General features: G+C 39.6%; 26 protein-coding genes. 14 read left to right on the top strand and 12 right to left on the bottom strand.

The features are described from left to right. The first annotated feature begins 5 nt into the window (after positions 1-5). On the top strand, positions 6-473 hold the full coding sequence (locus OQ289_RS12560) for an Lrp/AsnC family transcriptional regulator (RefSeq protein ID WP_270087204.1): 468 nt from the start codon (positions 6-8) through the stop codon (positions 471-473). A gap of 197 nt (positions 474-670) precedes the next feature. Here OQ289_RS12560 and OQ289_RS12555 read toward each other — a convergent pair whose 3' ends face one another. After that, complete coding sequence (locus tag OQ289_RS12555) at positions 671-1,402, bottom strand: DsbA family oxidoreductase (RefSeq protein WP_270087203.1); 732 nt, start codon at positions 1,400-1,402, stop codon at positions 671-673. A 126-nt stretch (positions 1,403-1,528) separates the two neighbouring features. After that, entirely contained in the window at positions 1,529-1,891 is a 363-nt protein-coding gene (locus OQ289_RS12550) for a hypothetical protein (RefSeq protein ID WP_270087202.1), read from the bottom strand. 187 nt (positions 1,892-2,078) lie between these two features. Here OQ289_RS12550 and OQ289_RS12545 point away from each other — a divergent pair, with 187 nt between their 5' ends. From OQ289_RS12545 to OQ289_RS12535, 3 genes are all read left to right on the top strand, one after another. After that, positions 2,079-2,432 carry a single-stranded DNA-binding protein gene (locus tag OQ289_RS12545; protein ID WP_270087201.1) on the top strand — a complete coding sequence of 118 codons (354 nt, stop codon included), beginning with the start codon at positions 2,079-2,081 and terminating at the stop codon, positions 2,430-2,432. Between the two features lie 165 nt (positions 2,433-2,597). After that, complete coding sequence (locus tag OQ289_RS12540) at positions 2,598-2,888, top strand: GNAT family N-acetyltransferase (protein ID WP_033562622.1); 291 nt, start codon at positions 2,598-2,600, stop codon at positions 2,886-2,888. Positions 2,889-3,010: 122 nt separating this feature from the next. Continuing rightward, positions 3,011-4,483 (top strand): L,D-transpeptidase family protein, encoded by a 1,473-nt coding sequence (locus OQ289_RS12535; RefSeq protein ID WP_270087200.1) that lies wholly within the window; start codon positions 3,011-3,013, stop codon positions 4,481-4,483. Positions 4,484-4,534: 51 nt separating this feature from the next. On the opposite strand, the gene OQ289_RS12530 is transcribed toward OQ289_RS12535, so the two are convergent. From OQ289_RS12530 to OQ289_RS12520, 3 genes are read right to left on the bottom strand one after another with little or no spacing between them, the layout of a single operon-like run. Continuing rightward, positions 4,535-5,008: a copper resistance protein NlpE gene (locus tag OQ289_RS12530; protein WP_270087199.1), complete on the bottom strand. Its 474-nt coding sequence runs from the start codon at positions 5,006-5,008 to the stop codon at positions 4,535-4,537. Between the two features lie 46 nt (positions 5,009-5,054). Continuing rightward, positions 5,055-5,897 (bottom strand): universal stress protein, encoded by an 843-nt coding sequence (locus OQ289_RS12525; RefSeq protein WP_270087198.1) that lies wholly within the window; start codon positions 5,895-5,897, stop codon positions 5,055-5,057. Positions 5,898-5,953: 56 nt separating this feature from the next. Further along, entirely contained in the window at positions 5,954-6,823 is an 870-nt protein-coding gene (locus OQ289_RS12520; RefSeq protein ID WP_270087197.1) for a DUF4846 domain-containing protein, read from the bottom strand. 341 nt (positions 6,824-7,164) lie between these two features. Here OQ289_RS12520 and OQ289_RS12515 point away from each other — a divergent pair, with 341 nt between their 5' ends. Continuing rightward, complete coding sequence (locus OQ289_RS12515) at positions 7,165-7,734, top strand: 2'-5' RNA ligase family protein (protein WP_270087196.1); 570 nt, start codon at positions 7,165-7,167, stop codon at positions 7,732-7,734. A gap of 2 nt (positions 7,735-7,736) precedes the next feature. On the opposite strand, the gene OQ289_RS12510 is transcribed toward OQ289_RS12515, so the two are convergent. After that, the gene (locus OQ289_RS12510) at positions 7,737-8,333 is read right to left on the bottom strand and encodes a sugar O-acetyltransferase (RefSeq protein WP_270087195.1); all 597 of its coding nucleotides are present in this window, start codon (positions 8,331-8,333) and stop codon (positions 7,737-7,739) included. A gap of 176 nt (positions 8,334-8,509) precedes the next feature. Between OQ289_RS12510 and OQ289_RS12505 the strand changes: the two genes are divergently transcribed. Continuing rightward, on the top strand, positions 8,510-9,973 hold the full coding sequence (locus OQ289_RS12505) for an aminoacyl-histidine dipeptidase (RefSeq protein ID WP_270087194.1): 1,464 nt from the start codon (positions 8,510-8,512) through the stop codon (positions 9,971-9,973). Positions 9,974-10,017: 44 nt separating this feature from the next. On the opposite strand, the gene OQ289_RS12500 is transcribed toward OQ289_RS12505, so the two are convergent. From OQ289_RS12500 to OQ289_RS12475, 6 genes are all read right to left on the bottom strand, one after another. Next, positions 10,018-11,499 (bottom strand): amino acid permease, encoded by a 1,482-nt coding sequence (locus OQ289_RS12500; RefSeq protein ID WP_033562615.1) that lies wholly within the window; start codon positions 11,497-11,499, stop codon positions 10,018-10,020. Positions 11,500-11,650: 151 nt separating this feature from the next. After that, entirely contained in the window at positions 11,651-12,292 is a 642-nt protein-coding gene (locus OQ289_RS12495) for an NAD(P)-dependent oxidoreductase (protein ID WP_270087193.1), read from the bottom strand. Positions 12,293-12,299: 7 nt separating this feature from the next. Then, on the bottom strand, positions 12,300-12,716 hold the full coding sequence (locus OQ289_RS12490) for an Rrf2 family transcriptional regulator (RefSeq protein WP_270087192.1): 417 nt from the start codon (positions 12,714-12,716) through the stop codon (positions 12,300-12,302). A gap of 113 nt (positions 12,717-12,829) precedes the next feature. Further along, a complete protein-coding gene (locus OQ289_RS12485) occupies positions 12,830-13,531 on the bottom strand; it encodes a hypothetical protein (RefSeq protein ID WP_270087191.1) in 702 nt (233 codons plus the stop codon). A gap of 31 nt (positions 13,532-13,562) precedes the next feature. Beyond that, positions 13,563-15,518, bottom strand: coding sequence for a M1 family metallopeptidase (locus OQ289_RS12480; RefSeq protein WP_270087190.1), 1,956 nt, complete (start codon positions 15,516-15,518; stop codon positions 13,563-13,565). A gap of 14 nt (positions 15,519-15,532) precedes the next feature. Next, on the bottom strand, positions 15,533-15,880 hold the full coding sequence (locus tag OQ289_RS12475; protein ID WP_033562611.1) for a Spx/MgsR family RNA polymerase-binding regulatory protein: 348 nt from the start codon (positions 15,878-15,880) through the stop codon (positions 15,533-15,535). 238 nt (positions 15,881-16,118) lie between these two features. On the opposite strand from OQ289_RS12475, the gene fbaA reads away from it, so the two are divergent. The 8 genes from fbaA to OQ289_RS12435 all read left to right on the top strand — a co-directional run bounded on the left by fbaA (position 16,119) and on the right by OQ289_RS12435 (position 26,238). Further along, positions 16,119-17,198 carry a class II fructose-bisphosphate aldolase gene (fbaA, locus tag OQ289_RS12470; protein WP_033562610.1) on the top strand — a complete coding sequence of 360 codons (1,080 nt, stop codon included), beginning with the start codon at positions 16,119-16,121 and terminating at the stop codon, positions 17,196-17,198. 143 nt (positions 17,199-17,341) lie between these two features. Then, complete coding sequence (locus OQ289_RS12465) at positions 17,342-18,223, top strand: tyrosine-type recombinase/integrase (RefSeq protein WP_270087189.1); 882 nt, start codon at positions 17,342-17,344, stop codon at positions 18,221-18,223. A 15-nt stretch (positions 18,224-18,238) separates the two neighbouring features. Further along, positions 18,239-18,583: a ribosome hibernation-promoting factor, HPF/YfiA family gene (gene hpf / locus OQ289_RS12460; RefSeq protein WP_033562608.1), complete on the top strand. Its 345-nt coding sequence runs from the start codon at positions 18,239-18,241 to the stop codon at positions 18,581-18,583. A gap of 233 nt (positions 18,584-18,816) precedes the next feature. Further along, the gene (locus tag OQ289_RS12455; RefSeq protein ID WP_270087188.1) at positions 18,817-19,185 is read left to right on the top strand and encodes a hypothetical protein; all 369 of its coding nucleotides are present in this window, start codon (positions 18,817-18,819) and stop codon (positions 19,183-19,185) included. Positions 19,186-19,378: 193 nt separating this feature from the next. Next, positions 19,379-19,906 (top strand): ferritin, encoded by a 528-nt coding sequence (locus OQ289_RS12450; protein WP_270087187.1) that lies wholly within the window; start codon positions 19,379-19,381, stop codon positions 19,904-19,906. Positions 19,907-20,105: 199 nt separating this feature from the next. After that, positions 20,106-22,811: a TonB-dependent receptor gene (locus tag OQ289_RS12445; protein ID WP_270087186.1), complete on the top strand. Its 2,706-nt coding sequence runs from the start codon at positions 20,106-20,108 to the stop codon at positions 22,809-22,811. 69 nt (positions 22,812-22,880) lie between these two features. Then, the gene (locus tag OQ289_RS12440) at positions 22,881-23,855 is read left to right on the top strand and encodes an NAD(P)H-quinone oxidoreductase (RefSeq protein WP_270087185.1); all 975 of its coding nucleotides are present in this window, start codon (positions 22,881-22,883) and stop codon (positions 23,853-23,855) included. An 82-nt stretch (positions 23,856-23,937) separates the two neighbouring features. Beyond that, positions 23,938-26,238 carry a GH92 family glycosyl hydrolase gene (locus OQ289_RS12435; protein WP_270087184.1) on the top strand — a complete coding sequence of 767 codons (2,301 nt, stop codon included), beginning with the start codon at positions 23,938-23,940 and terminating at the stop codon, positions 26,236-26,238. Positions 26,239-26,265 lie beyond the last annotated feature (27 nt).

The raw sequence follows: 26,265 nt of genomic DNA, 5'->3' as shown, positions 1-26,265 counted from the left end.
CGAAAATGGAAGAATTGGATACATTTGACCTTGCAATATTGAATTTGCTCCAAAAGGACAACATGAGAGCGCAGCGGGATATCGGTGAGGAGATTGGTTTATCTGCAGCAGCTGTGCAACGAAGAGTCAAACGATTGAAAGAAACGAGAGTAATCCAATCCAATGTTGCTGTTATAGATCGGGCTAAAGTAGGGCGTCCAATATCATTATTTGTAGAGGTGACACTGGATAACGAACGGATTGAGTTAATCGACGAAGCTAAAGAGAGTTTTAAAAATGCTCCAGAAGTACAGCAGTGTTACTATGTAACGGGTGAAGTGGATTTTGTATTGATCGTGCTAGTCACCACGATGCATGACTATGAACTGTTAACTAGACGGCTATTTTTCAGCAATAGCAATATCCGTAATTTTAAAACATTTGTGGCTATGGACATTGTTAAGTGTGGACTAAGTGTGCCGCTGGACCGATGAAAAAGTGCATAACATATCTGTAATTCTGGAGTAACTCATACTATCGTCAACTGCAAAATTAAAGGTATTTCCAAGACTTCCCTTTTGCTGCTGTTGAGAGGGGAAGATCCATATTGGGAATTGGGTTTTCTTTAAGGCGTATCGAAAAAGCAATCTAACGCTTATTTTTAGATTGCTTTTTGTTCGCTTATTTGCCCTTATTCACAATGTCCATCTGGCGAACAGGAGGGGCCATTTGATACTGCGAAGGATGAAATCGGATGCTGTAAACGCCATTCTGTAAATGACTTGGTCAGCGTATCAGTAAATGCGTCGGTAGGTTGTGCTCCAGATATAGCATATTTCCTGTCGAAAACAAAGAAAGGGACACCTTTGACTCCAATGGATTGTGCTTCCTGTATATCTTGTGATACTTTGTAGGCATACTCATCATTTGTCAATGCTTCTTTTATCTCTATGTCGGTCAAACCAATTTCCTTTCCTAATTCTAGGAGCGTGTTCTGATTTGCAATATCTTTACCATCTTTGAAGTATGCGTTGAAGAAAGACTCTTCAGCCGTATCGCCCAGACCTTTGGATTTGGCAAATTGAATAATTCGATGCGCATTGAACGAATTTACCGTAACCACACTTTCAAAATGAAAATCCAATCCTGCATCTCGCGCTACGTTGGTCACATGATCTAACATGGATTTAACTTGGTCGGCAGGCAGGCCCTTTCGGTCAATCAAGTATTGTTGGTGGTTGAGTTCTTCTTTTTGAGGAAGAGATGGGTCTAATTGAAAGCTTTTCCAAGTAATTTCGATATCATCTCGTTCGCTAAATGTATGGAGGGCGTTTTCAAAGTTACGTTTTCCGATATAGCAAAACGGACACATCACGTCACTCCATATCTCGACCTGCATTCTGTTTTTTTCTGTATTTTGCATGTGATTGCTTTTATATCGGGTAAAGTTACTAAAACTAGCTTCCATGAAATACTAATGGCCACAGGAATTCGAAAAAGCTGCATAATCTTACATTGAAGTGATTTTTTGCTATTTTGGGATGACATTTTAATCGCGACGTCTGACCAATAAAACGAGCTCTTGCTCTAGCAGGAGGTATCCGTATTCATAAACAAAATAATAGGTATATCCTCTATTTGTGGTGTGTTGGTTAGTCGAATATTTGAATTGAAAACCATTTGTCAGGAGTAGTTCGCGGCTGGTCTTTTTTTTATCCTCTTGTCCAAGTAGTTCTTCGAGGACCCGTCGATTTTTCCTTAGTACCGTATTGATCTGACGGACATAGTTGTTAGCATCACTATTGATTTTATTGTTGTAGTTGTTACGACAGGCATCATCGCAAAATCGTTTGTCGGACCGACCTCTAATTTGTTCTTTGCATTCTTGGCAAAGTCTCAACTGTATTTCCATAACGGTTGTTTGTTGTATTTGAGCTATAAGCGTTTACAAATGGTTATTGTCGCAAATAAATGGTTAAATACCAGTTGTCAATTCGTCTGATAGGCAACTTTGTGTAACTGCTTTAAAGCTGGTCATGATTAGATGATCAAGCGATAGTAAGATAGCAAATATTATTAACTATTTAAACATTTGTAATATGAACACTATGCGAAACAGTATCCAATTGATGGGTAGAGTAGGTTTAGAACCAATTATTAGAATGACAAAAACAGGAAGCAAAATGGCAGCTTTGCGTATAGCTACGCACCAATTCTCAAAGAATGAATTAGGGGAGTGGACAGATCATGTCCATTGGCACAATTTGGTAGTATGGGGAAGGTTGGTTAAAACTGTAGAATTGCAATGTACTAAAGGTACCCATGTATTGATCGAAGGTGCATTGACGTATAGGGATTTTGTGGATAATGCTGGGGTAAAAAGAACAAATGCCGAAATCAAGGTTAGGGAACTTCAGGTAATCGATAAAATAATTGTGCAGGAAAATACCTGAACCATATAAGTTCAGCTGCGGAACAGAACGCTTCTGTGGTAGGCAGCTGCAAGTAAAGCTAGCGCACAGCCCCAGTTTTCAATTAAATCTATTTTAAGGAGACTGGGGATAAACAAAATAATGGAAAACTTGTTATTCTTTTAAAATAATCAATATGTAAGCATTATGGATATTAAGCAAACTAGTAATGGCAGAAATGGAGTATTTACAGCCTACTTAGATGGTCAGCAAAGTGGACAGATACATTATTATGAGGATGGTGAGGACAAGCTTATTATTGAAAGTACGGATGTGGGAGACCATTTTTCTGGACATGGGATTGGAAAAAAGTTGATTTTAGAAGTAGTTGATTATGCGAGACGGAATGAGATGAAAATAATTCCTCAATGTCCGTTTGCACGTTCTATATTCGAAAAGACAATTGCTTTTCAAGATGTATTAGATACGGAAGAATAGTTTGTAGAAAAAGACCTTAAATTTTTAACTTTGGAATGTCTTTTGTCTTAACGATTGTAACTGACAACAGATTTGATAAGAAAGTCAGCGGGCGATAACGTCGCCGTGATTTGAGCAGAGATATGAGCAAAATACAGTTAAGTTTAGTTATTTTAGGTGGTCTTTTACTATTTAATTCGTGTAGTAGTCCAAAAGTAGAATCCTTCGGGGATGAGTTGGTGGAGCAGTTCGGACAAAAGAACTACAGTAAGTTTGATACAACGGCCTATTTCACGGTCTTTAAAAGCGAGCAAAAGCGATTGGCTACTGAGTTGAATAATCCAAAATGGATGGCCGAATTTGCGGATTCTTCAAAAGGGTTGACCTTTATTGGACGGAACCTTTCACAAGGAAAAATTGACACATTATATTCCTTTCTTACAGCCATTGGCGAACATGGGCTATCGGCTGAACCTTTTCACGCAGAGGAGATAAGGGGCTTGTATAAGGATATCAGTACGTCCAAAACAGGTAGAGTGGAAGATTTATACCCACTGCTTGCCAGATTGGATCTATTGGGGGCAGATGGCTATGTGACCTATGTGAATGCATTGCAACATGGAGCTGTCAATCCAAAGCGCTTATATGGTCGATATTTTGAGAAGCAAAATCGGATGACAATTTCATATGCGCGCAAAGTATTAGACAGTATAGACATGTGCGAATTGCTGCCTTCAATTCAACCTACTCATTCCTATTACCTTAAATTGCAGAAAATATTGGTGTCGAAAGGCTTATCAAGTCAAGCTCGTGAGGATATCTATCTTTTGATGGAAAAATTAAGGTGGATGAATACCGATTTTCCTGAAAAATATGTGTTTGTGAATATTCCGGAGCAAAAGCTGAAGATGGTTGCTAATAGTAAGGTGGAGGATGTCATGAATATCTGTGTTGGAGAAACAACTTACGCTCCGTTTGCAAAAAGGGGCGAGGGGGGAAGTAACCATGAGACACCTGTGATGAGTGGACAGTTGGATAGAATGCAGGTTAATCCGGTTTGGAATATCCCCAGCAGTATAGTCAAGAAGGAATTGATAGCTAGTTTGCGTGCTAATCCGTATTATCTCGAGTCGCGTAATATGGTCGCATATAACAAAAGGGGACAACTCGTGGATCCCAGCACAGTGAATTGGTCAGCGGATTCTGTTCTGAATTTCAGGTTTAAGCAGAACCCGGGAACAGATAATTCTCTAGGTAGCATCAAATTTATTTTTTCAAATCCGTATGCAATATACCTACATGACACACCTGCCAAGCACATGTTTTCAGCGAAGAATCGCGCAGTTAGTCATGGATGTGTACGCGTAGAGAAGCCAGCTGCTTTAGCTTCTTTTCTTATAGATGACGAAGAAATAGCTGCGCAGATAGCATCTGAAATAGTAGACACGTTGAACGTCAGTCGGTGGGTGAAGATGAAAAAGCATATCCCGGTTTATATCACGTACTATACCACATGGTTAAATGATGAAGGTGAGCTTTACAAAGCTCCAGACATCTATGGATATGACGAACGCTTGAGGAAAGCGATGAAAAAATACTTACCAAAGACTATTTAAGAAAAAACGGGATGCCTAAGCTTCCCGTTTTTTATAGCGTCAGATGAGCGACTATTGTTTCGTTAAAATATAGTGATCAGCTAAATTGCCGGTGACGGCATTGCCTTCTTGATCGAGCATCCAGATGCGACCTTCACCCACCTTGTATTTTTCAACCCCATCTTTTAGTTTGAGTGTAATGGTACTGCCATTATCGTCCCATGTAAACGTTCCTTCTTCAGAAAAAATAGCGGATTCTTTCCCCAGATATTCCATCTTTTTAGAGTACGTTTTGTCCATATGAATGATTAGGTTAGTTTTGATACCTTCACAATCTGCGCATGGGATAGTACCCTCGTACTCGCCATCCCAGTCCAACGCGTTCTGACTGTTGTGAGCATGATCGACTCCCGTGTGCGTTATTGAATCGATCGTGCCATTTGTACCATTGGAATCTGCAGTGGCGTTTGAAGTCTGCTTCGAGGTGTTTTGACATGAAAATAAAACCATGTTGGCGGCCAAAAGGCCCAATAATAAATATTTCATATGCTAATCTATGTTATGTTATCTAAATAGTGCAAAAACTGTACTTCTATGCTCCTTCCCGAATTACGAGAACGGGGATTGTCGAATGATAGGCCAATTTTTGACTCATGCTCGAATTGAAAAGACGATCGAAGAAATTTCGATTTCGTTTGACAACCGCCAAAAAATCAATGTTTTCGTCAATAATAAATTGTAAAGCCGTACTTTCTACGTCTTTACTATTGATGATATGGAAAGATAAGCGTTCATGATTAAATATGGCTTTCCATTCTTCCAAAAGTTGGGGCATAGATTCATTCTCTTTAGTCTGTACGTGTAAGAGCTTTACCTGTGCCTGAAAAAAATCAGCTATTTTCAACAACTCTGTTAAAGGCTCCTTGTCAGCATCTCTAAATAGGGTGGTAAATCCAATGGATTTAATTCCTTCAAACTTCGCTAAACGGGGTACGCTCAACACTGGTTGGGACACTGATCTAATAAGGTTGACGGTATTGGATCCTATGAGCGTGCCGTTTGCAGAATTTAATCCAGTAGTACCCATGACAATCATATCAATTGCGTCTCTTTTTATAACAGTTTTGATAACGTCCTGAAAGAGGCCTTTTTCGAAGATAAATGATATTTCAATATCGTCTAGATCATATTGCTTAGCGATGTTGTGCAACTGAGGCACCTTGTCTTTGTAGTTGTCAAATTTGTCAAGCTCTAGGTCTTGATATAGTTTTTGGACATAATCTAACTGACCGGCATACATGCTGGAGTAAATAGGTAATTCATAAACATGTAGAACATATACCGAAGCATTTATACTCTTAGCTAAATGCAATGCATATACAAAGGCGTTGTTAGCAGCTTCTGAAAAATCGGTGGGAAAGAGGATTCGCTTCATAATGATTGATTTTGATACCCTCTCAATATACCAAATTATCTTTGTAAATCAAAATGTTATCTATTGTTCCATGTTCGGAGATTCTTGCTCATAAATGACCATTCGGGGGTTTGGAGCTTGCCCTCATTAAGTTTGTACCAAGGACTGAGCTGGCTGTCACTAGGATTGTTCAAAATTTGAATCTCCTGGGCAGGCATATAGCTTTGAGCAAGTAATACTAGTTTTTCACCTTGGTCATTTTCAACCAAATCTATAACTATTACGGCGTGACCTATTGGCGAACCCTTTTGAACAAAGGTATCTCCAATCCGAACATCTCTGACAGAGGCGACAGGAGGAAGCTCATCGTGAAGGGACGAAGTATTGGCATAAGCAAATATGTACTCCATATACTTCCAATATTTGGCGGCCGAATAATCACCTTTAATGTAGTTGAGATAGTACCTGGGTTTCGAGTCTGATAAAAAGTTGAAATGTATTTCCTTGTACCGTTTTTGCTGATAAAGATAGTCTGCACGTAGCCGCATGACTGCATCAGCGCATTGGTGCAAATCCCTTTTGCCTATCGGTAAATCAACAACACTTACATATATTTGTTTGGACGCTTTCTCGCTGCCGTTGTAATATAGAACAGGACTACCCATATCTTTTAGGGGAAGGTTCCTAAGAAAATATCCAAATTCACTCGAGTTAAAAGATTTACGCGTGTATCCTATTGGACTAATAAAGCGTTCTTCGACTGTTTTCCCACTCGCGTTAACGTATTGAGCGTTGTAACCGTTGGAGTGAGCGCTCTTTGAGGAAGGGATTTCTTTGCTACTGGATGGTGAATGGACTGGCGTTGATGTAGATCTGGGTTGACAAGACGAAAAGACAGGAGCACCTATCGATAAAAGGGACAGTAATATTAGTTTGTGTATATTCATATATGTATGCTTGCTTAGTAAGGGATGATTGGAGCGTGTAACCAATTATTGTTAATGGGTGCTTGTATGATGTCTGGTGTTTATGTCGTCATGTATGTATAGTTGCTGCTAGATGGGTAGTTTATATGTTTTAAAATATTAAGGTAAGATAGCATTTTTATAATGTCAAGGAAAGTAATTAATGGAGTTTGTCGGTCAGATCATATAGTGTGCAATAAGACCGTTTAGCTAAATTTGTCAACATTTTTAGGTAACAAATCGGTTTCAAACTAGTAAAAGTACAGTCCAATAAAATATTATAGCAAGAGTGGCGTTATAATGATATCAATTATTATTTGGATATGGAAAGTAAACATTATTCGCTGGTATTCCAGCCTTGTTCTCGTTCTATGGCGTTGGTCCGACACTTAAAGGATGCCCTAGCTGGCATAATCGGCTGGTATAATAGTAAGAATTCTGAAGCGCATATTACGATCCTCGAATTCAATGCGACGGATGCGGAACTGACTTTGATTAAACGTAAACTCAAACAATTGGCAGATTCCGAGCGCCCCGATTTTGTGTATTTGGATAAATATGATGCTTTCCCACAAAATGGAGCTTTTTTTATTGCGCCAACGGCTTATTCTAAAGACTATCTAAGGGATATTACCAAACGCTTTGCCAACTCATTGAACGTCAAAAATTCGGCTAGTACTAATCCTCATATGAGTATTGCTCGAAAGCTAAACCAAGAAAAATTGGCGATTGCGTTGGAGCGTTTTGAGAGCATTAGCATTAACTTCTTTTGTGATCGTGTGGTGCTTCGGATTTTTGATGAGGGCTCAAGTCAGTATCGTTTTGCAGATGAATTTAAGTTTAGAAGCGAACCTCGTAACCAAGCAATCCAAACGAGATTGGAGCTTAATTAGGATTAAAAGGGTCTGTTTTTGTAGTAATATTTTTTGTCTTCGTCTGTAATTGGACGCAGAACACGGCATGGATTCCCGACAGCGATGACGTTAGCGGGTATATCTTTCGTGATAACCGATCCAGATCCAATGACAGTATTCTCCCCGATTGTAATGCCGGGATTGATGACTGTATTGCCACCTACCCATACATTGGCGCCAATGATTATGGGTAGTGCATATTCCCACCCCTCATTGCGGGGCTCAAAGTGAATAGGATGCCCAGCCGTGTAAAGGTTGACATTGGGGCCAAACATTACATTGTCGCCAATGCTGACTTTGGCGCCATCTAAAATGGTACAATTGTAGTTTGCATAAAAATTTTCGCCAAGCTGAATGTTGTAGCCATAATCACAATGAAATGGGGGCTCTATGAAAAATCTTGATCCAGTACTGCCCAGTAGTTTTTTCAAAATCTGATTGCGCTCGCGTACTTTGGCAGGAGCGAGGCAGTTGTATGCATGTAACTCTGTTTTGGCATGCTGACGTTCTAAAAATAGCTCATTTCCCATTGCGCGATAGGGGTCGGAAGCCAGCATTAATTCCTTTGAAGATTTCATATGTGTATAATCTGTTTGTCAATGTTCGTCCGTCAGCTGGCAATTCCAAACCCGAGTATAACGAATTTATTAGATAATTGTAGCCGCTGGTGTAAGTCCCATGGTAGCTACTTGGATATTCTATAAGCCGAATATAGAAATTTATTATCGTTACATTTGCATAAAATTGAATTGTTATGAGTCAAGAAATATTGATGTTGGAACCAGCTTCGATCTGGAAGAACTTTGGCCTGTTGAACGCGGTGCCAAGGGCTTCGAAGAAGGAGGAAAGAGTTATTGTATTCATTATGGATTTTGGTAAATCTCTAGGTCTAGAGACCTTAAGGGATGACACTGGAAATGTGGTCATTAGGAAGCCTGCGTCTGCTGGAATGGAAAATAGAAAGGGTATTGTTTTGCAGTCGCACTTAGATATGGTACATCAGAAAAATAATGACACTGTATTTGATTTTGATAATGAGGGGATTAAAATGTTTGTGGATGGTGATTGGGTGAAGGCCGAAGGAACAACTTTAGGTGCGGATAATGGACTCGGCGTAGCGACTATCATGGCCATTCTTGAATCAACTACTATAGCACACCCTGCTATTGATGCCTTATTTACAGTAGACGAAGAGACGGGGATGACAGGTGCCTTTGGTTTACAAGGAGGGATGTTGCATGGTGAAATCCTACTGAACTTAGATACTGAGGATGATAATGAGATTGATATTGGTTGTGCTGGAGGGATTGATGTCACGGCAATCAAAACGTACAGTTCTGACCCTGTATTGAACGGATATGTGCCGCTAACGATTACCGTAAAGGGATTGAATGGCGGTCATTCCGGAATGGAAATACATAAGGGCCTTGGTAATGCCAATAAGATTATGAACCGGATACTTTACGATACATATGCTAAATATGGATTACGTATATCCGAGATCAAGGGAGGAGGTCTTAGGAATGCGATTCCGCGGGAAAGCGTTGCAAAAGTAATGGTGCCCGATACAAAAGTGAATTTATTTAAGGACGAACTGCTTGTATTGATTAATGCAATAGTTCTCGAATATAAGACGGTAGATCCTGGTCTACAGATCCAGATCGAGGATAGTGAACATATCCCAGTGACCGTACTGCCGGTGGATATACAAGAAAACCTGATTAAGGCAATATATGCTGCGCCGAATGGCGTGTATAGAATGAGTAATGATTTTGATAATCTGGTCGAAACTTCTAATAATATCGCGAATATTGAGGTGCGCGAGGGTAAGATAGCTGTGAAGTGCCTAACTAGATCGTCTGTTGAGTCGGCAAAGTACGATTTAGCGAATGCGCTAAAGTCTACTTTTGAATTGATGGGTGCGGAGGTGAGCTTTGCCGGTGACTATCCTGGGTGGAATCCTAATCCCAATTCCGAGATTTTGAGCTTACTGACTCGAATATATGAACGTCAGCATGACACGCAACCAAAAGTAGTCGCTTGCCATGCCGGGCTAGAATGTGGTATCCTTGGTCGGAATTATCCAAAAATGGATATGATATCTTTCGGACCGACGATATTGGGTGCACACTCACCTGCGGAACGCGTTTCAATTGCTTCTGTTCAGAAATTCTGGAAATTTATACTGGAAATCTTGGAAAATATTCCGAATAAGTGATAAACAGAAAAGGAGGTGTTAACACCTCCTTTTCTGTTTATCACTTATTTATTGAGTCCTTCTTCGTACTCCTTTCTAATCTTGCTGTGCTTTTTGCCATATACAAAATATATGATAAGGCCTAGACCCAGCCATATGCCAAGGCGTTCCCAACTTTCCACTGGTAGCGAGGCCATCATCAATACACATACAATGATGCCTAATATTGGTATGAGCGGCACCAATGGTGTCTTGAAAGGGCGTTCTATATCTGGGTTTGTCTTTCTGAGTACAAGAATACCAATACAAACCAATGTAAAGGCAAATAAAGTGCCGATACTTACCATATGGCCCAAGTCAGATACTGGCACGAATCCAGCAAATAAACTCACGAATACCATGAATATAACATTTGTTTTCCATGGTGTTTGTCTTTTTGAAAGGTGGGAAAAGAAGGCTGGTAATAAACCATCCTTACTCATGGAATAGAACACACGACTTTGACCTAATAGCATCACGAGAATAACAGATGTATATCCACTGATAATGGTAATGATTAGTGCAGTGTTAAGAAAATGATATCCTGTCTTGGCGAATGCGGTTGCAACGGGTTTGGCATCACCTTTAAATTCGGAATAATGCGCTAAACCTGTCATCACATATGCGAATAATACATATAGTACAGTGCAGATGAGTAGAGAACCTATTATTCCAATAGGCATTCCCTTTTTTGGATTCTTAGCTTCTTGAGCGGCAGTGCTGACAGCGTCAAACCCTACAAATGCAAAAAATAAGACCCCTGCCGCCCGCAGTACACCTGATATACCATAGCTGCCGAAATACCCTTCTTTGAAGAATTCTCCCCAAGACAACTTGCCACTTTTCAAAAGCTCTTCTCCTTCATTGACAGGAATGAAAGGGGTATGGTTAGCTGGATTGATAAAAGCCCAACCTAAGCCGATAAAAATCAAAACCACCGAAACTTTTAAAATAACCAAAATGTTATTCACCATGGATGACTCTTGTGTACCTCTTATGAGCAATAAGGAAAGCAAACATACGATAATAATTGCAGGGATATTGATATAGCCCCCTTCCCAAGGACCATGCAGAAGGTAGTCGGGTATATTGAGGCCAAAGATACGAATCAATTCGGCCACATATTGGGACCAACTTACCGCTACCGTAGCACTGGCGAGGGCATACTCTAAAACAAGATCCCATCCGATGATCCAGGCCATTAATTCACCCATGGTTGCGTAAGAATAGGTATATGCGCTCCCTGCCACTGGGATCATAGAAGCAAATTCAGCGTAACAGAGTCCTGCAAAAGCGCAGCCGGTAGCAGCAATGATGAAGGATAGCATTACTGCAGGCCCCGCATTGTCGGCAGCGGCCATACCTGTAAGCGAGAATAATCCAGCACCTATAATAGCGCCAACACCTAACGCAACGAGTCCTGTACTGGATAGTGTCCGTTTCAGTGTATGCTCGCCGCTTTCATGGGCTTCTGAGACGAGTTTAGTAATCGATTTCTTGAATAGCATCTATATTTTTGATTTAAAATGATTAATGGTTCTGACCAATAGTTTGTAATATGTGCTGGTTAGCATTTATGTATTCTACTTCAAAAGTATATTTTTAAAACAAAAAAAGGAAGAAAATCTTCTTCCTGGCTTTAATTTTTTTGATTGGGGCTTAATAACCTGCCGTGAAGCGCTTTTGGATAAATTGTGGCTTTTCCAATTCATCAACAATTGCAATTGCTGCATCAGAGACAGATAGTCTAGAACGTGAGTTGCTGTCTAGGACTGGGTGATCAAGGTCTGTGCGGTATTCTCCACGACTTTTTTCATCATTTAATTCGATTGCCGGGCTAAAAAGGGTCCAATCCAATGCTGTGTTTTTTTTAAGCACATCATAATAATCGGCAGCTGCTAAGGCCCCAGGTTTAATACTAGCCGGGAATCCGCTGCCGTCAACGATACGCGTGCCATCAGCGGTTAATAGACTGCCTGCTCCACCAACAACTATTAATCTTTTCACTCCAGATTGTTGCGTTGCCTCTTGGATGGCTTTTGCGCCACGGGAATAATCTTCGTATATATTTGGGTTGCTCCAGCCAGCATTGTATGCGGAAATGACAGCGTCGCTTCCTTGAATTAGCTTACTTAGCGCATCGCTGTCCATGATGTCAGCATCCACGGGATGGACCCCTTGTGTTTTTTCGATTTTACTTACGTTCCTCGCTACGGCAGTCACATCGTGACCGCGTGCTATTAGTTCTTTTAGGATGCTTGATCCTACGAATCCAGTGGCTCCTATTAGTGTTACTTTCATGTCTTTGTTATTTGGGTGTGAAAAAAAGCTGTATATCTGAAATACGGTAGTGACGTAGATGGGCAATGGTTTGGCTTGCAGTTATGTCATAAATATTCTTTAAATAGCTATTGATGCTTTTTCCTACGACACAGCTTAGGTTGGGATTGTTGTATTTGCCTGTATCGGTATCTTGTTGAGAGGCTACATAGACATCAGCGAGCGTTTTAGAATGGATATTGTCCGCAAGTCTAACGCCTCCATTTTTACCTTCTTTACTGATAATCAATCCTGACTCCTTAAGTTTCTTTATTTCTTTACGAATGATAACTGCATTGACATTTACACTGCCCGATATGTAAGAAGAAGGTGTCCAATCGTGCTTATTAAGTGCGAGAAGAGCCACGATATGAGTTGCCGTAGCGAAATTAAGATTGTTGAACATGCGATTAATGTTGTTGCTGGACAAAGGTATGTAATATTTTATACTGAAATATTAATTGTTACAGTAATGTTCAAAAATTAACCTTCTATGACAATAGAAGGTTAATGTGATTTTTACTTTTTATTCTTTTTATACTTGGCATATGAATCCATGATGTATATTTTGAGCGTTTCATCATTGACGGTTTGAATGAATTCAAGTGACGGTCTAAACTGTTCTCTAAATAAGGGGATTTCGGAACTTCCTAGTGGTGTAAGAGAAGCAATTAGCTTGTCTGAAAATCTTCTGTCAATGATTCTATTATTTTTCTCGAGTAGAAGAATATCAAGGTTACTGCGAGCTGTTTTAGCCTTTTTCCCGAATAGACGAGAAGGGGATATGCGAATACCGCCGCTGTAAATATTAGCATCTGCTACCTGCCCTTGTCGCTTGGCTTTGACAATTTCATCGTCAAGTCTTGAGTCTGTTAGACGACTCACAAGGGCTTCGCTAAGCACGATGGTTTTATCGTCTCGCATCATATAAACGCGTTGGACTCCTTCTTGGTAAAGGAAGATAGTGTCAGTAATGTAGCCAGGTAAAGCAAGACTGAGTTTGTCACCCATGTTGGCTTCAATTAGAAATTTGCCGTCTTTGTCACTTGTGGTATTTTTGAATGTTTTTAGATTCTGAATATTAACGGCAGATAAGGGCTGACTGTTTTCGAGGTCATAAACAATACCAGTCAATTGTTGAGCAGATACATGGTTGCATAAGGAGGCCAGAAGGATAATAAATCCAAAAAATCTGTAAAATGGAAATCGGGAGCTTGACATATACATATTATTTGTTGTAAAACTACGAAATCTATCGCTTCGGCCAACTATTATTTTCAGGGTTAACATCCGGATAGACATTGTCTGGGTCGATGACTACGGCGTTTAATTTTTCTTGGGAATCAAGCTTAAATGTCCAGGAGGTATTGCGTTGCCAGATGTCTACGGGTAGTTTTTTTCTGATTTTCTTACCGGAGACTGTTGTCGCCTCGATTACAACAGGCATTGGCAATTTTTCCAAGTTACTGATGGTGATTAATGCGCCATTTGCGGCGTCAAAATTGATATATTCGACCTTATCGATGGATTGGTCTAGTTTCCAATTGTATTGAAACCAGCCTCTCCAAAACCAACTTAAGTTTTCGCCAGTTACATTTTCTATAGTTCTAAAAAAATCATTCGGTGTCGGATGTTTATAAGCCCAATATTTGATATAGGTCTTAAAGGCTTCATCAAATCTTTCGGCACCAATGACCTCGTCACGAAGTAGTCGCAATCCGTATCCAGGCTTGTAATATACAAGCGTACCAATATTACGCTCCTTCATGTTTTGAGGAGTGGACATAATGGGCTCTAAGCCCGGTGAGTCAAATGCTCTGGCCATTTTATTACGGTTGCCAATAGTCTTATTGTATTCTCCATTGTTGAAGGCTTCGCGAGATAATCCATTGATGAAGGTATTAAAACCTTCGTCCATCCAGCCGTGAGACCTTTCATTGGAGCCTACAATCATCGGGAACCAATTGTGGCCAAATTCATGATCTGTAACCCCCCATAGTCCATCATTTTTAGCTTTGGAACCACAAAAAGAAATCCCCGGGTATTCCATACCACCAACATTAGAGGCTACATTTACAGCGGCAGGGTAGGGGTATTCGAACCATTTCTTGGAATAATACTCTATTGATGACTTGGTGTATTCTGTAGATCGGGACCAGGCTTGCTGACCGTCACTTTCTACGGGATAGGCCGATAGAGCGAAGGAAGTCTTGCCACTTGGAAGATTTATTTTTGCACCATCTATGATAAAAGCCTTTGAAGACGCCCAAGCAACATCCCGTGCATTTTGTAACTTATATTTCCAAGTAAGGGTATTTTTGTTGGGACGTGAACTAGGTTGTAGAACTTCTGCTGCACTGCGGATGATAATGGTTTCATTCGATTTTTGAGCTTGTTGATAACGCTTCAGTTGTTCGTTAGTCCACACTTCTGCTGGGTTTAGCAACTCTCCACCCATAACGACTATATGGTCTGCAGGCGCTGTAATCTCAACTTCAAAATCACCATATTCTAAGTAAAATTCACCTGGACCTGAATAAGGATCAGTATTCCAGCCTAAAATATCATCATATACTGCTAATCTTGGGTACCATTGTGCAATCGAGTAGATATCACCATTACTAGTCGATAATATGCCAGTACGATCCGCACCGTACTTTGGAATGGTGTAGGCATAGTTTATTGAAAATTGAATCTGACCACCGTTTGATTTTAATGCATTCGGAAGGTCTATCTTCATACGAGTATCGCTTATCGTATAGGAAAGTGGTGTATTGTTGGTCGTTACCGCAGTGAGCTCATAACCTCCTTCAAAATCAGAGGCTGCTTCGCCATATCGACTATTGGTCTGCGGTACGGTATTTTGACCACGAGAATCGGTCTGGAAGAGATTTTGGTCTAGTTGGAGCCAGAGAAAGTCCAAATCATCAGGGCTATTATTGGTGTAAGAGATTACCACATTGCCACTCACGCGATTGTTGCTGGCATCTATAGAGGCCTTTATCGCATAATCAGCCCGGTTTTGCCAATACAAATGACCAGGTCGTCCGCTAGCGGAACGATACACATTTCCATTGGATGAGTAGAACGAGGGATTAAAGGCTTGTGTATAATTGTAATTACTTTGCGCAAGCTGGGCCACACTATTTGTCGAACTTGATCCTAATAGCCCAACTAACATTGAAGTGAATAATTTTGTTTTTCTCATAATCAATACGGATTCTATTTTAAATTTTCATCGTATTCAAGCTGATCAAAGCCCAGAAGTATTCCCGATGAATATTCAATTACCGGTCTTTTAATCATACTGGTATTGGAAATCAAGATTTGGTTAGCAGAGTCAGCATCCACCACTGTGGCTTTTTCCGAATCTGTTAGCTTTTTCCAGGTCGTACCTTTTTTATTGACTAATTTTTCCCAATCTACAATTGTTTCCCAAGACTGTAGCTTTTCCTTAGAGACTCCCTCTTTTTTGAAATCATGGAAGACATATTCTATTTTTTTTTCACCAAGATAATCTAACGCCTTCTTGACTGTATTGCAATTTTTGATTCCGTAAACGTGAAGCATTTTGTTGTCTGTTATGTTTAGTATTCTTCCAAACTTAGATAAATTTGCTTTTATATGCAATACAATCACTTTGTCTGTAGTGTCACCTTTATATTACGCTAAAAAAGAAGGGATTTAATATAATGGGGCGTATTAGTGTATATTTTACACTATTTCATTTAGAGGAATTAAAAAAATATTTTTATCTTAGGGCACAGAATTAGAAAAAACAAGAATAAATAAATTTTAAAACAATACAATGAGCCTAAAAGATTTTAAAGGTGTGTTGACCGGTGATCAAGTTCAGGAATTATTTGAAATTGCCAAAAAACACAAATTTGCGTTACCAGCGGTTAATATTATTGGAACTAATTCCATTAATGCAGTAATGGAAACGGCTAAAGCCGTTAACTCCCCGGTTATTATTCAATTGTCAAATGGTGGCGCACAGTTTTACGCTGGTAAAACGTTGAATAACGACAATTTGAAAGCATGTGTGCTTGGTGCAGTATCTGCTGCTCAACACGTTCACCTTTTGGCGGAACATTACGGTGTTGCTGTAATCCTACATACTGACCATGCTGCAAAAAAATTGTTGCCTTGGATCGATGGATTGTTGGACGCGGGCGAGAAATTTTTTGCGCAACACGGTAAGCCCTTGTTTTCTTCGCACATGCTAGATCTTTCAGAAGAATCTATCGAAGAGAATATTGAAATTTCTAAAAAGTATTTAGAGCGCATGAAGCCGCTAGGAATGACTATCGAGATTGAACTTGGTGTAACAGGTGGTGAAGAGGATGGTGTCGATAATTCGGATGTAGATAGCTCTAAGTTATATACACAGCCAGAGGAAGTTGCTTATGCGTTTGAAGAGCTTTCTAAAGTGTCTGATAAATTTACAGTTGCTGCTGCTTTTGGGAACGTACATGGTGTATATAAGCCTGGAAACGTCAAATTACAGCCTGTAATCCTTCATAATTCGCAAGAGTTTGTAAAGTCTAAATTCAATCTTTCTGCTGAGAAGCCAATTAATTTTGTTTTTCATGGTGGGTCTGGGTCTGCTCCTTCCGAGATTGAAGAGGCATTGTCTTATGGCGCTGTTAAGATGAACATCGATACTGACATGCAGTGGGCATTTTGGGATGGCGTACGCGCTTATGAAGCTAAGAACCACGATTACTTGCAAGGCCAAATCGGCAGTCCAGAGGGAAGTGATTCTCCGAATAAGAAATACTATGACCCGCGGGTATGGTTGCGTAAGGGAGAAGAAGCATTTGTGGCTCGTTTGAAACAAGCTTTCGAAGAGCTTAATGCAATAGATGTAAATACAAAATTGTAGAGGTATTCTCTTGACAGTAGTATAGAAAGGAAATATCCTTACTATTTAGAATTGCAATAAAAAAGTCTAATCTTCGGGTTGGACTTTTTTATTGCAATTTTATTATCTAACTTTCCTCTGAACAAATGATAATATGGACATCTATGTATAAAGAGCGTTTCTTGAATTTTCTACGTTTTGAAAAGCGATCATCGAAGCATACTGTAGAAGCCTACGCTCATGAGCTGGCCATGTTTTTTGATTTCTTGACAAAAAATGCTGTGGGAGAGGAGGAGGTGGATTACCGTGTGATTAGAATGTACCTTTCGCAGTTGATGGAAGATGGCAGGATGGCATCATCTATTAACAGATCTATTTCTGCTTTGCGGTCATTTTATAAGTTTCTCTTACGAGAATCATTGGTCGTACAAAATCCTACAGTACTTATCAAGGCATTGAAAACTCCAAAACGACTTCCTACAATTGTAGAAAAAGACAAGATGGTGAAGCTCTTGGATCGGATAGACATGGTGGAATCTACCTTTGCAGAAAAGCGTGATTTTATCGTATTGGAATTGTTATTTGGGACTGGTATACGGCTGTCCGAACTTTTGCAAATAAAGATTGTTGATATTGATTTTTATAATAAAAATATTCTTATATTAGGGAAAAGGAACAAGGAGAGGCTTGTTCCGGTCAACCAAACCCTTCATGACAAATTAAAGGAATATGTCCATCAATTAAATGAAGAAAAAAATGACAACAAAACATCGTTCTTAATCGTTACTAATGAGGGGAAGCAATCTTATCCGAAAATGATTTATCGAATAGTGCAGCGATATCTGAGCGAGATTACTTCTCAAAAAAAGAGAAGTCCTCACGTGCTTAGACATACTTTTGCGACCGCACTATTGGACAACGGAGCAGATTTAAACGCTATCAAAGAGTTGTTGGGCCATGCAGGCCTGGCGGCCACCCAGGTGTACACGCATAATTCAGTTGAGAGATTAAAATCAGTTTATAAACAAGCTCATCCAAAGGCTTAAAAAAAAGGAGGAAAAATGAACATTACTGTGCAATCCATCAAATTTGATGCTGATCAAAAACTTGTTGATTTCATCAAAAGAAAAACATCTAAATTGGAACAGTTTTTAGATAACATTATCGAAGGGGTGTGCTACCTGAGATTGGAAAACGTGGAAGATGAGGCAAATAAAATTGTTGAACTGAAAATAAATGTACCCGGAAGTCAGTTGTTTGCTAAGGCGCAGGCCAAGACCTTCGAAGAGGCTACGGATCTGACTGTAGAATCAATTCGTAGACAGATAAATAAACATAAGACCAAAACGCGAACTGCGGTTAGCAATCATAAAGAGTTGCTCAATTCCGAAGAGGAGGAATTTTAGATATAAATATTAGATCAGTTTTTAAGGGTCGGCTTATATGCCGGCCCTTTTCTGTTTTTCAAATTTTGCATTCCGACACCAGGTCATTTGAAGAAGTAGTTGCGCTTGCGTTTAAAACTATTTAGAATTAATCGAAATAATTTTGATTTTATTTGGATTGAATCTTGATAGTTCTTACCTTCGCACAACAAACATTTGAACTCGCTATAAAACCAACTCAATAAATGGATAAAATGATTTGCCCTCTAGCACAGGTAGAAGAAGTATTCGTGACTGCACACGGGGCAGTGTATCAGTGTAGCCGTCAAAATTGTTATTGGTTGGATTTTCAGGGCCAAACCTCAGCTTTTAAAGTAGCCGACTTTTTTAATTTTAAAAAACGTATTGAAGGTATTGATATTGATGCGATGCTTAATGATGCATCAAGGTCATTCGACTATGAGGTAATTATGCCCTTCCGTTCGGAGCGATGTTTTGTGTTGTCTGTCGCTGATGTTCTCAATCTAAGAGAGCTGCTTCGTGGGGCTCGATTTATGATTGAATTAAATGGTGTTGTTAATTCGTGCCTGAAGAGATGTCCTGCTCCTGTTTTTGTTAGTTAAAACTTTCTTTAAATTATACTGATTCTAAACTACTTACCTCTAAAATCTCTAATTTAGACTTAATTCGTATTGCATATTTTATAGCGAGTTATCCACTCTCCGTCTTATCTTTGTATTACGGAAGCGGTGAAACAATTCACCTGTTTCTATGTTTTAAAGTATAGAATATTAAACACCTTAACGGAAAATTGATATGAAAGATTTATTGAAATTAAAATCATCCCTAACAAAGGAGATTGAGGATATATTGAATGCTCAGATTAAAGTAGAAGCGCACTCGTCATCATTGTATTTGGCAATGTCTTCATGGTGTGACGAACAAGGTCTGGACTTCAGTGCTGATTTCTTCGCAAAACAATCAAATGAAGAGCGTGAGCACATGTTGAAGTTGTTTAATTATATTAATAATAGAGGCGGTCGTGCTATATCTCCGGAGATCACAGGTATCCCTGTTGACTTCGAATCCTTCAGAAGTGTATTTGAGCAGACCTTGGAGCAAGAGATGTTTGTTACTGAACAATTTAATAACATTGCCGATAGATGTATGAAGGCTAAGGACTACGTGACCTTCAATTTTGTTCAATGGTTCTTGGAAGAGCAAGTGGAAGAAGAATATGTTGCTAGACGTATATTGGACATGTTTGATGTCATCGGTGAAGAAGGTACAGGACGCTGGGAAATTGACAAACACGTTAATAAAGTCGCATTCAAAGGCGAATAGTCTACGAACAACATTAACGCATATTGAAGGCGGGTTAATTTTTTTTAAAAATTAGCCCGCTTTTTATATTATAAACCTGTTAACGTACGTTTTTTTATTTGTAGGGAAATATTATGCGTAATTTTTTCTATCTTGACAAAAGTAACTCTTAATTGATAGAAGCTTGGCTACACGTCGCTTTCAGCTATATTGTTTTATCATGCTTTCTTTGGTTATCATTTCTCATACTGCACGAGGACAGTCGAAAAAGATAACCATTGAGGGCGCTGTGGTGGACACCGCAGGTGTACCACTTAAGGGTGTTAGTGTGCGTCTTACCTCACCAGATGGTACATTTAATCAGGCTTCATCAGCGAATGGTAGGTATATGTTCTCTGATGTATCACTTGGACAAATCCGAATTACTTATACGTTGTTGAGCTATAAAATTTTAGAAAAGACCTATTCGGCCTCGGAAGTGCTTTCTAAATCTTCTTTGCCAGTAGTGGTACTTTCACCCCAGTCAGAATTACTGAAGGAGGTATTAGTCGTGAAGACCGTCCCTGTGATATTTAAGCAGGATACGGTTCAATACAATATGAACGCATTTAGCTTTAATCGACGTTTGCTTCTAGAGGATGCACTCAAACAACTGCCAAATATACAGGTGTCTCGAGACGGTTCTGTATATGCTTTTGGTCAACCGATTTCATCTGTCCAAGTAGACGGTCGAAAATTTTTTGGTGGAGATGTGCTGACAGCTACACGCAATCTACCTGTAGATTTTATAAAGTATTTGCAGGTTATTGATTCGTATGGTGAATACCATAGTGCCAAGGGTACACAAGGTAGTGAATCTGAGAAAGTATTGAATATCGTGTTAAAAGATGATAAGAAAAAGATTGTCTTTGGTCAACTTACTGGAGGTGGTGGATCTGAAGATCGCTACTTGCTTAGTGGAGGGATTAACAACTTCAATGACGGTCAAGAGTTCTCGCTAGTAGGGTCTTTAAATAATACGAATACAAGCCTGTTTTCCTTTGGGTCTCCGAATGGCGGAAACCGCGAGCGTAACATGGGTGAGTTGGCAGATTTTGCAGAGCCATCTGACGGATTGAATACTACGAGTTCAATAGGCGCAAGTTTTTCGGACAATCTTTTCAAAAATACAACAGTAAATGGGCAATATGCATTTACCAAGCGGCAAAATCTAACAGTGGGCAATTCGGTATTGCAATCCGTCTACGGAAATGCATCCATATTTAACCAAGAAGACTATCAGGTAGAGACCAAGGATTTCAATCATCGGTTGTTATTGAATTTTGATACCAAGTTTAAGAATCATGATGTGCTCAAGGTAGAACCAATTTTTACCTATAGTCGTACGTACATCAACAATTATAGGGAAAAGAGGCTTAAGAGTAATACAACTACCAATGATGGAAGTTATTCATCCATATCAAAAAATATGACCCCCAATTTGGATGTGGAGGCACTATACTCGAAAGCCTTTAAAAAAGATGGTCGTAAACTAGTTTTTAATTTAAGGGCTTCGATAGGTTCTGGCGATAAAGTGGAACAGGCTGAGGATCGATACGTGATACTAGATGAGTTGAAAAAGAATGATTATTCATTTTTTCTTCAGCGACAATATATCGAAGCAATTAATGAAAACCGTTCATATAAGTTGAGCGGGTCTTATATCGAACCCATCAATAAACAAAGCTCTTTGGAGGTCACTTACGACTTCGAGCGCAATGATATTGACGCGAATAGACGGGTTGAGGACCTTGAGCGTTCGAAACTTTTGGGACACATGGTCTTTATCGACTCCTTGGGACTAAACTATAATTATAATTTTCGGAGCAATCAGACAGCGATTAATTATCAATATGATTCTAAAGATAAGAGGTATAAATATAATGTGGGGTTTGGAGTACAGCCATTAGAGATATCGGGTAGATTGTATGCGGAGAATGAGCTCTACACTTATAATAATGTGAACTTGATTCCAACAGCAGGTTTTAAGTGGAAGATTAACGATCAAGCAGATTTTTCGGTCGATTATCTGGGTAAAAATAATCAACCAAGCTTTCACCAAATACAGCCTGTTCGAGATATCTCCAACTCGCAAAATATAGTCACTGGAAATCCTGAATTAAAGGCTGAATTTGCCAATAGGATATCCACGCGTTTTAGAAAATCAATTGTCTCAAGGGGGCAATATTTCGAAGCTAATTTAGCTTACAATTTTGTACAGAATAAGATTGTGACCGATCGAACGGCCACCGCCAACTCTACCGTACAACAGACGACTTATTTGAATATGCCAGGATATTATGATGTGAGGTCCTATTATCTGTTTTCTACTCCTTTCATTTCAGATTATTTTCAGTTGAATATCAATGGTAACGGTGATTTTTACAACAATGTCTCGCAGATTAATGAAAGTCGGATTACCAACAGACAGTTTATCTATTCACAATCTTTACAGCTCCGCTATACGTTGGATGATGTAATCGAGTCCGAATTTAATGGTAATTATATGCTAAATTCAGCGAAGTACAAATGGCCCTTTGAGAATTCGATTACGGCACACTCCTTTGTCCTTAGTTTGGGGAATAAGATATATTGCACGGAGCATATGACTCTGGGCGTGGAGCTTTCACAAAGATTCAATGATGGTTATAGAGGTAGTACCATGAATGTTAATCCCACTGTCATTAATTCATACATTGAATATACTTTTCTGCCTAATAAGTTGGCCATGTTGAGATTGCAAGGGTTTGATTTGTTGAATCAAAATACTGGTATTTCCCGTGAGATTATTGGTAATGATATTTTGGACATCCGAAACAATCGGTTAGCTCGTTACTTTATGGTTTCGCTTAATCTACGCCTACAAAAGTATCCGAAAAAGTCATAGATCTGTTTGTCGAGCGGGAGGCATCGAGCGATAAATAGAAGGAAGTTGTGTTTGTAAATATAGATGAATATGAAAGCAATTGTCATTTCTGAATTTGGTGGACCAGAGGTGCTCCATATCGTTGATAGAGCAATCCCTACTCTAGGAGAATATGAAGTACTCATAGAAGTACGGACTGCTGGCGTCAATAGACCAGATATATTCCAGCGGAAGGGAAATTACCCTGCTCCAGATGGAGTGGTCGCAGATATTCCTGGCCTAGAAGTGGCGGGAGTGATTGTCGAGCTTGGGACGAAGACTTCTATGTGGAAGGTGGGAGATGAGGTAATAGCATTGGTGGCGGGTGGTGGATATGCAGAATATGTACAGGTAGATGAGGGAAGTTGTCTTGCTAAGCCGAGAGAACTCACTTGGGAGGAAGCTGCAGCAATACCTGAGACTGTCTTTACAGTATGGCATAATCTATTCCAACGCGGAAGATTACAGCCAGGTGAAAAAGTATTAATCCATGGCGGTTCAGGTGGGATAGGAAGTTGCGCTATACAACTGGCAAGTGCTTGGGGGAGTATTGTTTACGCGACTGCTGGAGATACAGATAAATGTCGGTTTTGCGAATCGCTAGGTGCTACTCGGGCCATTAACTATAAACAAGAGGATTTTGAGTCTGTATTTGGTGCTCAGGGAATAGATGTGATATTGGATAGTATTGGTGGGCCTTATTTTGAGAAGAACATTAATCTGTTAAATACAGACGGACGCCTAGTTTATATCAATGCTACTTTGGGGGGCAGAGTCGAGTTAAATGTATTGAAAGTGATGCAAAAGAGATTAACGGTAACAGGTAGTACCTTACGTAGTCGTGATATTGGATTTAAACATACACTGGCTAAGGATATCCAACATTATGTGTTTCCATTTATCAATGATGGACGTTTTGTCCCCCGAATTAGTGAAATCTTCTTATTGTCTGAAGCGGCAAAAGCCCATCGACAGATGGAAAGTGGGGCTTTGTATGGCAAATTAGTTCTTCGAGTTTCTGTTTAACAAAATGTTTGCTAAATACTTTTAGCATGTTCGAATTCGATTTTTTTTTCTATTTTAGAACCCAATATACCATTGGTTAGTTATGAAAAGAAATTACATCGCTGCGATTTTACTTTGTCTATGTGTATCTTTTAGCTCTGCTCAAGAAATAGGCAAGGTCAGTAATCCTGTAGATTTTGTGAATCCCTTAATAGGCACACAATCAACATATACATTATCAAATGGCAATACATATCCAGCAATTGCAATGCCTTGGGGTATGAATTTTTGGAGTCCACAAACTGGCAAGATGGGAGACGGCTGGATGTATACGTATACAGCTGATAAGATTAGAGGATTTAAACAGACCCATCAGCCATCACCTTGGATGAATGATTATGGCCAGTTTTCAATCATGCCTATGGTAGGAGTGAAGACTTTTGATCAAGACAAACGGTCGAGTTGGTTTTCACATAAAGCAGAAATTGCTAAGCCTCACTATTATGAGGTTTATTTAGCCGATTTCGACGTTAAAACGGAGTTAACACCTACGGATCGAGCTGCGTATTTTAGATTTACATTTCCGAAAACCGATCAAGCACATATCCTTATTGACGCTTTCGATAAAGGCTCGTATGTAGAAGTAATTCCTTCTGAAAACAAGATTGTAGGCTATTCAACTAAGAATAGTAGCGGCGTCCCAGATAATTTTAAGAATTATTTTGTCCTAACTTTTGATAGACCTTTCGCGGGGATTAGCACTTTTGCAGACTCCCTGATGAAAGATGGTCGATATAAGATTCAGGCTGACCATGTCGGCGCTATCGTGAGTTTTCACATTGCTAATAGAGGCGAACAAGTACACCTTAAGGTTGCCTCTTCCTTTATCAGCCCCGCTCAAGCCGAGCTTAACCTTCAGGAATTGAACGGATTGACATTTGACCAGCAAGTCGCTAGTGGTGAGAAAAAATGGAATGAAGTACTGGGGCGGATTGAAATCGAAGGAGGAAGTATCGACCAAGCCCGTACCTTTTATTCATCTTTGTATCGTTCATTGTTATTCCCAAGGATGTTTCATGAGGTTGATGCCAAAGGTGATATTGTTCACTACAGCCCTTATACAGGGGAGGTGAAACCCGGTTATTTCTTTACAGACACAGGTTTTTGGGATACTTTTAGGGCCCTTTTTCCATTTCTGAATCTAATGTATCCCGAAATGAGTGAAAAGATGCAGCAGGGATTGGCAAATGCATATCGAGAGGGAGGGTTCCTACCAGAGTGGGCTAGTCCGGGATTTAGAAATATTATGGTCGGAAATAACTCTGCTTCTGTAGTGGCAGATGCTTGGGTTAAAGGTGTACGTGTTGGACAAGAGGATATCGAAACATTGTACGAAGCGGTGTTGAAAGGCGCGAATAATGAGGGACCTTTGACTGCCGTAGGTCGAGCGGGAGCAGCGTACTATAAAACGCTGGGATATGTACCCTATGATGTCAAAATAAATGAAAATGCAGCGCGTACCTTGGAGTACGCCTATGACGATTTTGCCATTTATCAATTGGCTAAATCGTTGAATAAAAGCCAAGATGACATTGACTTATATCGTAAGCGTTCTTTTAACTACAAGCACCTTTTTGATCCTTCCTCCGGACTTATGCGAGGCAAAAATAAAGATGGGTCTTTTCAATCTCCATTTAACCCATTTAAATGGGGTGATGCTTTTACCGAAGGTAATAGTTGGCATTACAGTTGGTCAGTATTTCAAGATGTCAATGGGTTGGCCGAGTTGATGGGAGGTCACCAAGCGATGGAAGTGAAGTTGGATTCTGTTTTCGCCTTACCTCCAATATTTGATGACTCTTATTATGGATTTCCTATTCATGAGATACGCGAGATGCAAATCGCCAATATGGGCCAGTACGCACACGGTAATCAGCCTATACAGCATATGATTTATCTTTATGGACATATTGGTACACCATGGAAAACACAGTACTGGATTAGAGAGACAATGAATAGGATGTATTCTGCAAATCCAGATGGCTATTGCGGAGATGAAGATAATGGACAAACCTCGGCTTGGTACGTGTTTTCAGCGCTAGGATTCTACCCTGTCACTCCTGCTACGGATGAATATATTATAGGAGCCCCATTGTTTAAAAAGGCCACGTTGCATCTTTCGAATGGAAAGAAAATTATTATTCAAGCTCCACAGAATTCGGCTCAGAATAAGTATATCCAACGCATGAAGTTTAACGGTAAGGACTATACAAAGAATTATATTCGCCATAGCGAATTAATTAAAGGAGCCAATCTCAAGTTTGAGATGAGTCCCAAGCCAAACACCTCTAGAGGAACTGCAAAAGGAGACCTTCCATTCTCGCTGAGCTTGGAATCTAAATAGATTTTATATTAGTTTGTTTGTTTGATA

It is taken from the genome of Sphingobacterium sp. SYP-B4668 (assembly GCF_027627455.1).
In the GTDB taxonomy this organism is placed as follows: Bacteria; Bacteroidota; Bacteroidia; order Sphingobacteriales; family Sphingobacteriaceae; genus Sphingobacterium.
This window is presented reverse-complemented; position numbering and strand designations above follow the sequence as displayed.

Excerpts from the sequence above, each read along its gene's own strand:
- fbaA (WP_033562610.1), top strand. The coding sequence starts at position 16,119 with ATGAGCCTAAAAGATTTTAAAGGTGTGTTGACCGGTGATCAAGTTCAG.
- OQ289_RS12440 (WP_270087185.1), top strand. The coding sequence starts at position 22,881 with ATGAAAGCAATTGTCATTTCTGAATTTGGTGGACCAGAGGTGCTCCAT.
- OQ289_RS12515 (WP_270087196.1), top strand. The coding sequence starts at position 7,165 with ATGGAAAGTAAACATTATTCGCTGGTATTCCAGCCTTGTTCTCGTTCT.
- OQ289_RS12510 (WP_270087195.1), bottom strand. The coding sequence starts at position 8,333 with ATGAAATCTTCAAAGGAATTAATGCTGGCTTCCGACCCCTATCGCGCA.
- OQ289_RS12465 (WP_270087189.1), top strand. The coding sequence starts at position 17,342 with ATGTATAAAGAGCGTTTCTTGAATTTTCTACGTTTTGAAAAGCGATCA.
- OQ289_RS12505 (WP_270087194.1), top strand. The coding sequence starts at position 8,510 with ATGAGTCAAGAAATATTGATGTTGGAACCAGCTTCGATCTGGAAGAAC.
- OQ289_RS12520 (WP_270087197.1), bottom strand. The coding sequence starts at position 6,823 with ATGAATATACACAAACTAATATTACTGTCCCTTTTATCGATAGGTGCT.
- OQ289_RS12475 (WP_033562611.1), bottom strand. The coding sequence starts at position 15,880 with ATGCTTCACGTTTACGGAATCAAAAATTGCAATACAGTCAAGAAGGCG.
- OQ289_RS12490 (WP_270087192.1), bottom strand. The coding sequence starts at position 12,716 with ATGTTCAACAATCTTAATTTCGCTACGGCAACTCATATCGTGGCTCTT.
- OQ289_RS12540 (WP_033562622.1), top strand. The coding sequence starts at position 2,598 with ATGGATATTAAGCAAACTAGTAATGGCAGAAATGGAGTATTTACAGCC.
- OQ289_RS12450 (WP_270087187.1), top strand. The coding sequence starts at position 19,379 with ATGAAAGATTTATTGAAATTAAAATCATCCCTAACAAAGGAGATTGAG.
- OQ289_RS12455 (WP_270087188.1), top strand. The coding sequence starts at position 18,817 with ATGATTTGCCCTCTAGCACAGGTAGAAGAAGTATTCGTGACTGCACAC.
- OQ289_RS12495 (WP_270087193.1), bottom strand. The coding sequence starts at position 12,292 with ATGAAAGTAACACTAATAGGAGCCACTGGATTCGTAGGATCAAGCATC.
- OQ289_RS12525 (WP_270087198.1), bottom strand. The coding sequence starts at position 5,897 with ATGAAGCGAATCCTCTTTCCCACCGATTTTTCAGAAGCTGCTAACAAC.
- OQ289_RS12535 (WP_270087200.1), top strand. The coding sequence starts at position 3,011 with ATGAGCAAAATACAGTTAAGTTTAGTTATTTTAGGTGGTCTTTTACTA.
- OQ289_RS12435 (WP_270087184.1), top strand. The coding sequence starts at position 23,938 with ATGAAAAGAAATTACATCGCTGCGATTTTACTTTGTCTATGTGTATCT.
- OQ289_RS12485 (WP_270087191.1), bottom strand. The coding sequence starts at position 13,531 with ATGTCAAGCTCCCGATTTCCATTTTACAGATTTTTTGGATTTATTATC.
- OQ289_RS12445 (WP_270087186.1), top strand. The coding sequence starts at position 20,106 with ATGCTTTCTTTGGTTATCATTTCTCATACTGCACGAGGACAGTCGAAA.
- OQ289_RS12555 (WP_270087203.1), bottom strand. The coding sequence starts at position 1,402 with ATGCAAAATACAGAAAAAAACAGAATGCAGGTCGAGATATGGAGTGAC.
- OQ289_RS12545 (WP_270087201.1), top strand. The coding sequence starts at position 2,079 with ATGAACACTATGCGAAACAGTATCCAATTGATGGGTAGAGTAGGTTTA.
- OQ289_RS12500 (WP_033562615.1), bottom strand. The coding sequence starts at position 11,499 with ATGCTATTCAAGAAATCGATTACTAAACTCGTCTCAGAAGCCCATGAA.
- OQ289_RS12560 (WP_270087204.1), top strand. The coding sequence starts at position 6 with ATGGAAGAATTGGATACATTTGACCTTGCAATATTGAATTTGCTCCAA.
- OQ289_RS12480 (WP_270087190.1), bottom strand. The coding sequence starts at position 15,518 with ATGAGAAAAACAAAATTATTCACTTCAATGTTAGTTGGGCTATTAGGA.
- OQ289_RS12530 (WP_270087199.1), bottom strand. The coding sequence starts at position 5,008 with ATGAAATATTTATTATTGGGCCTTTTGGCCGCCAACATGGTTTTATTT.
- OQ289_RS12550 (WP_270087202.1), bottom strand. The coding sequence starts at position 1,891 with ATGGAAATACAGTTGAGACTTTGCCAAGAATGCAAAGAACAAATTAGA.
- hpf (WP_033562608.1), top strand. The coding sequence starts at position 18,239 with ATGAACATTACTGTGCAATCCATCAAATTTGATGCTGATCAAAAACTT.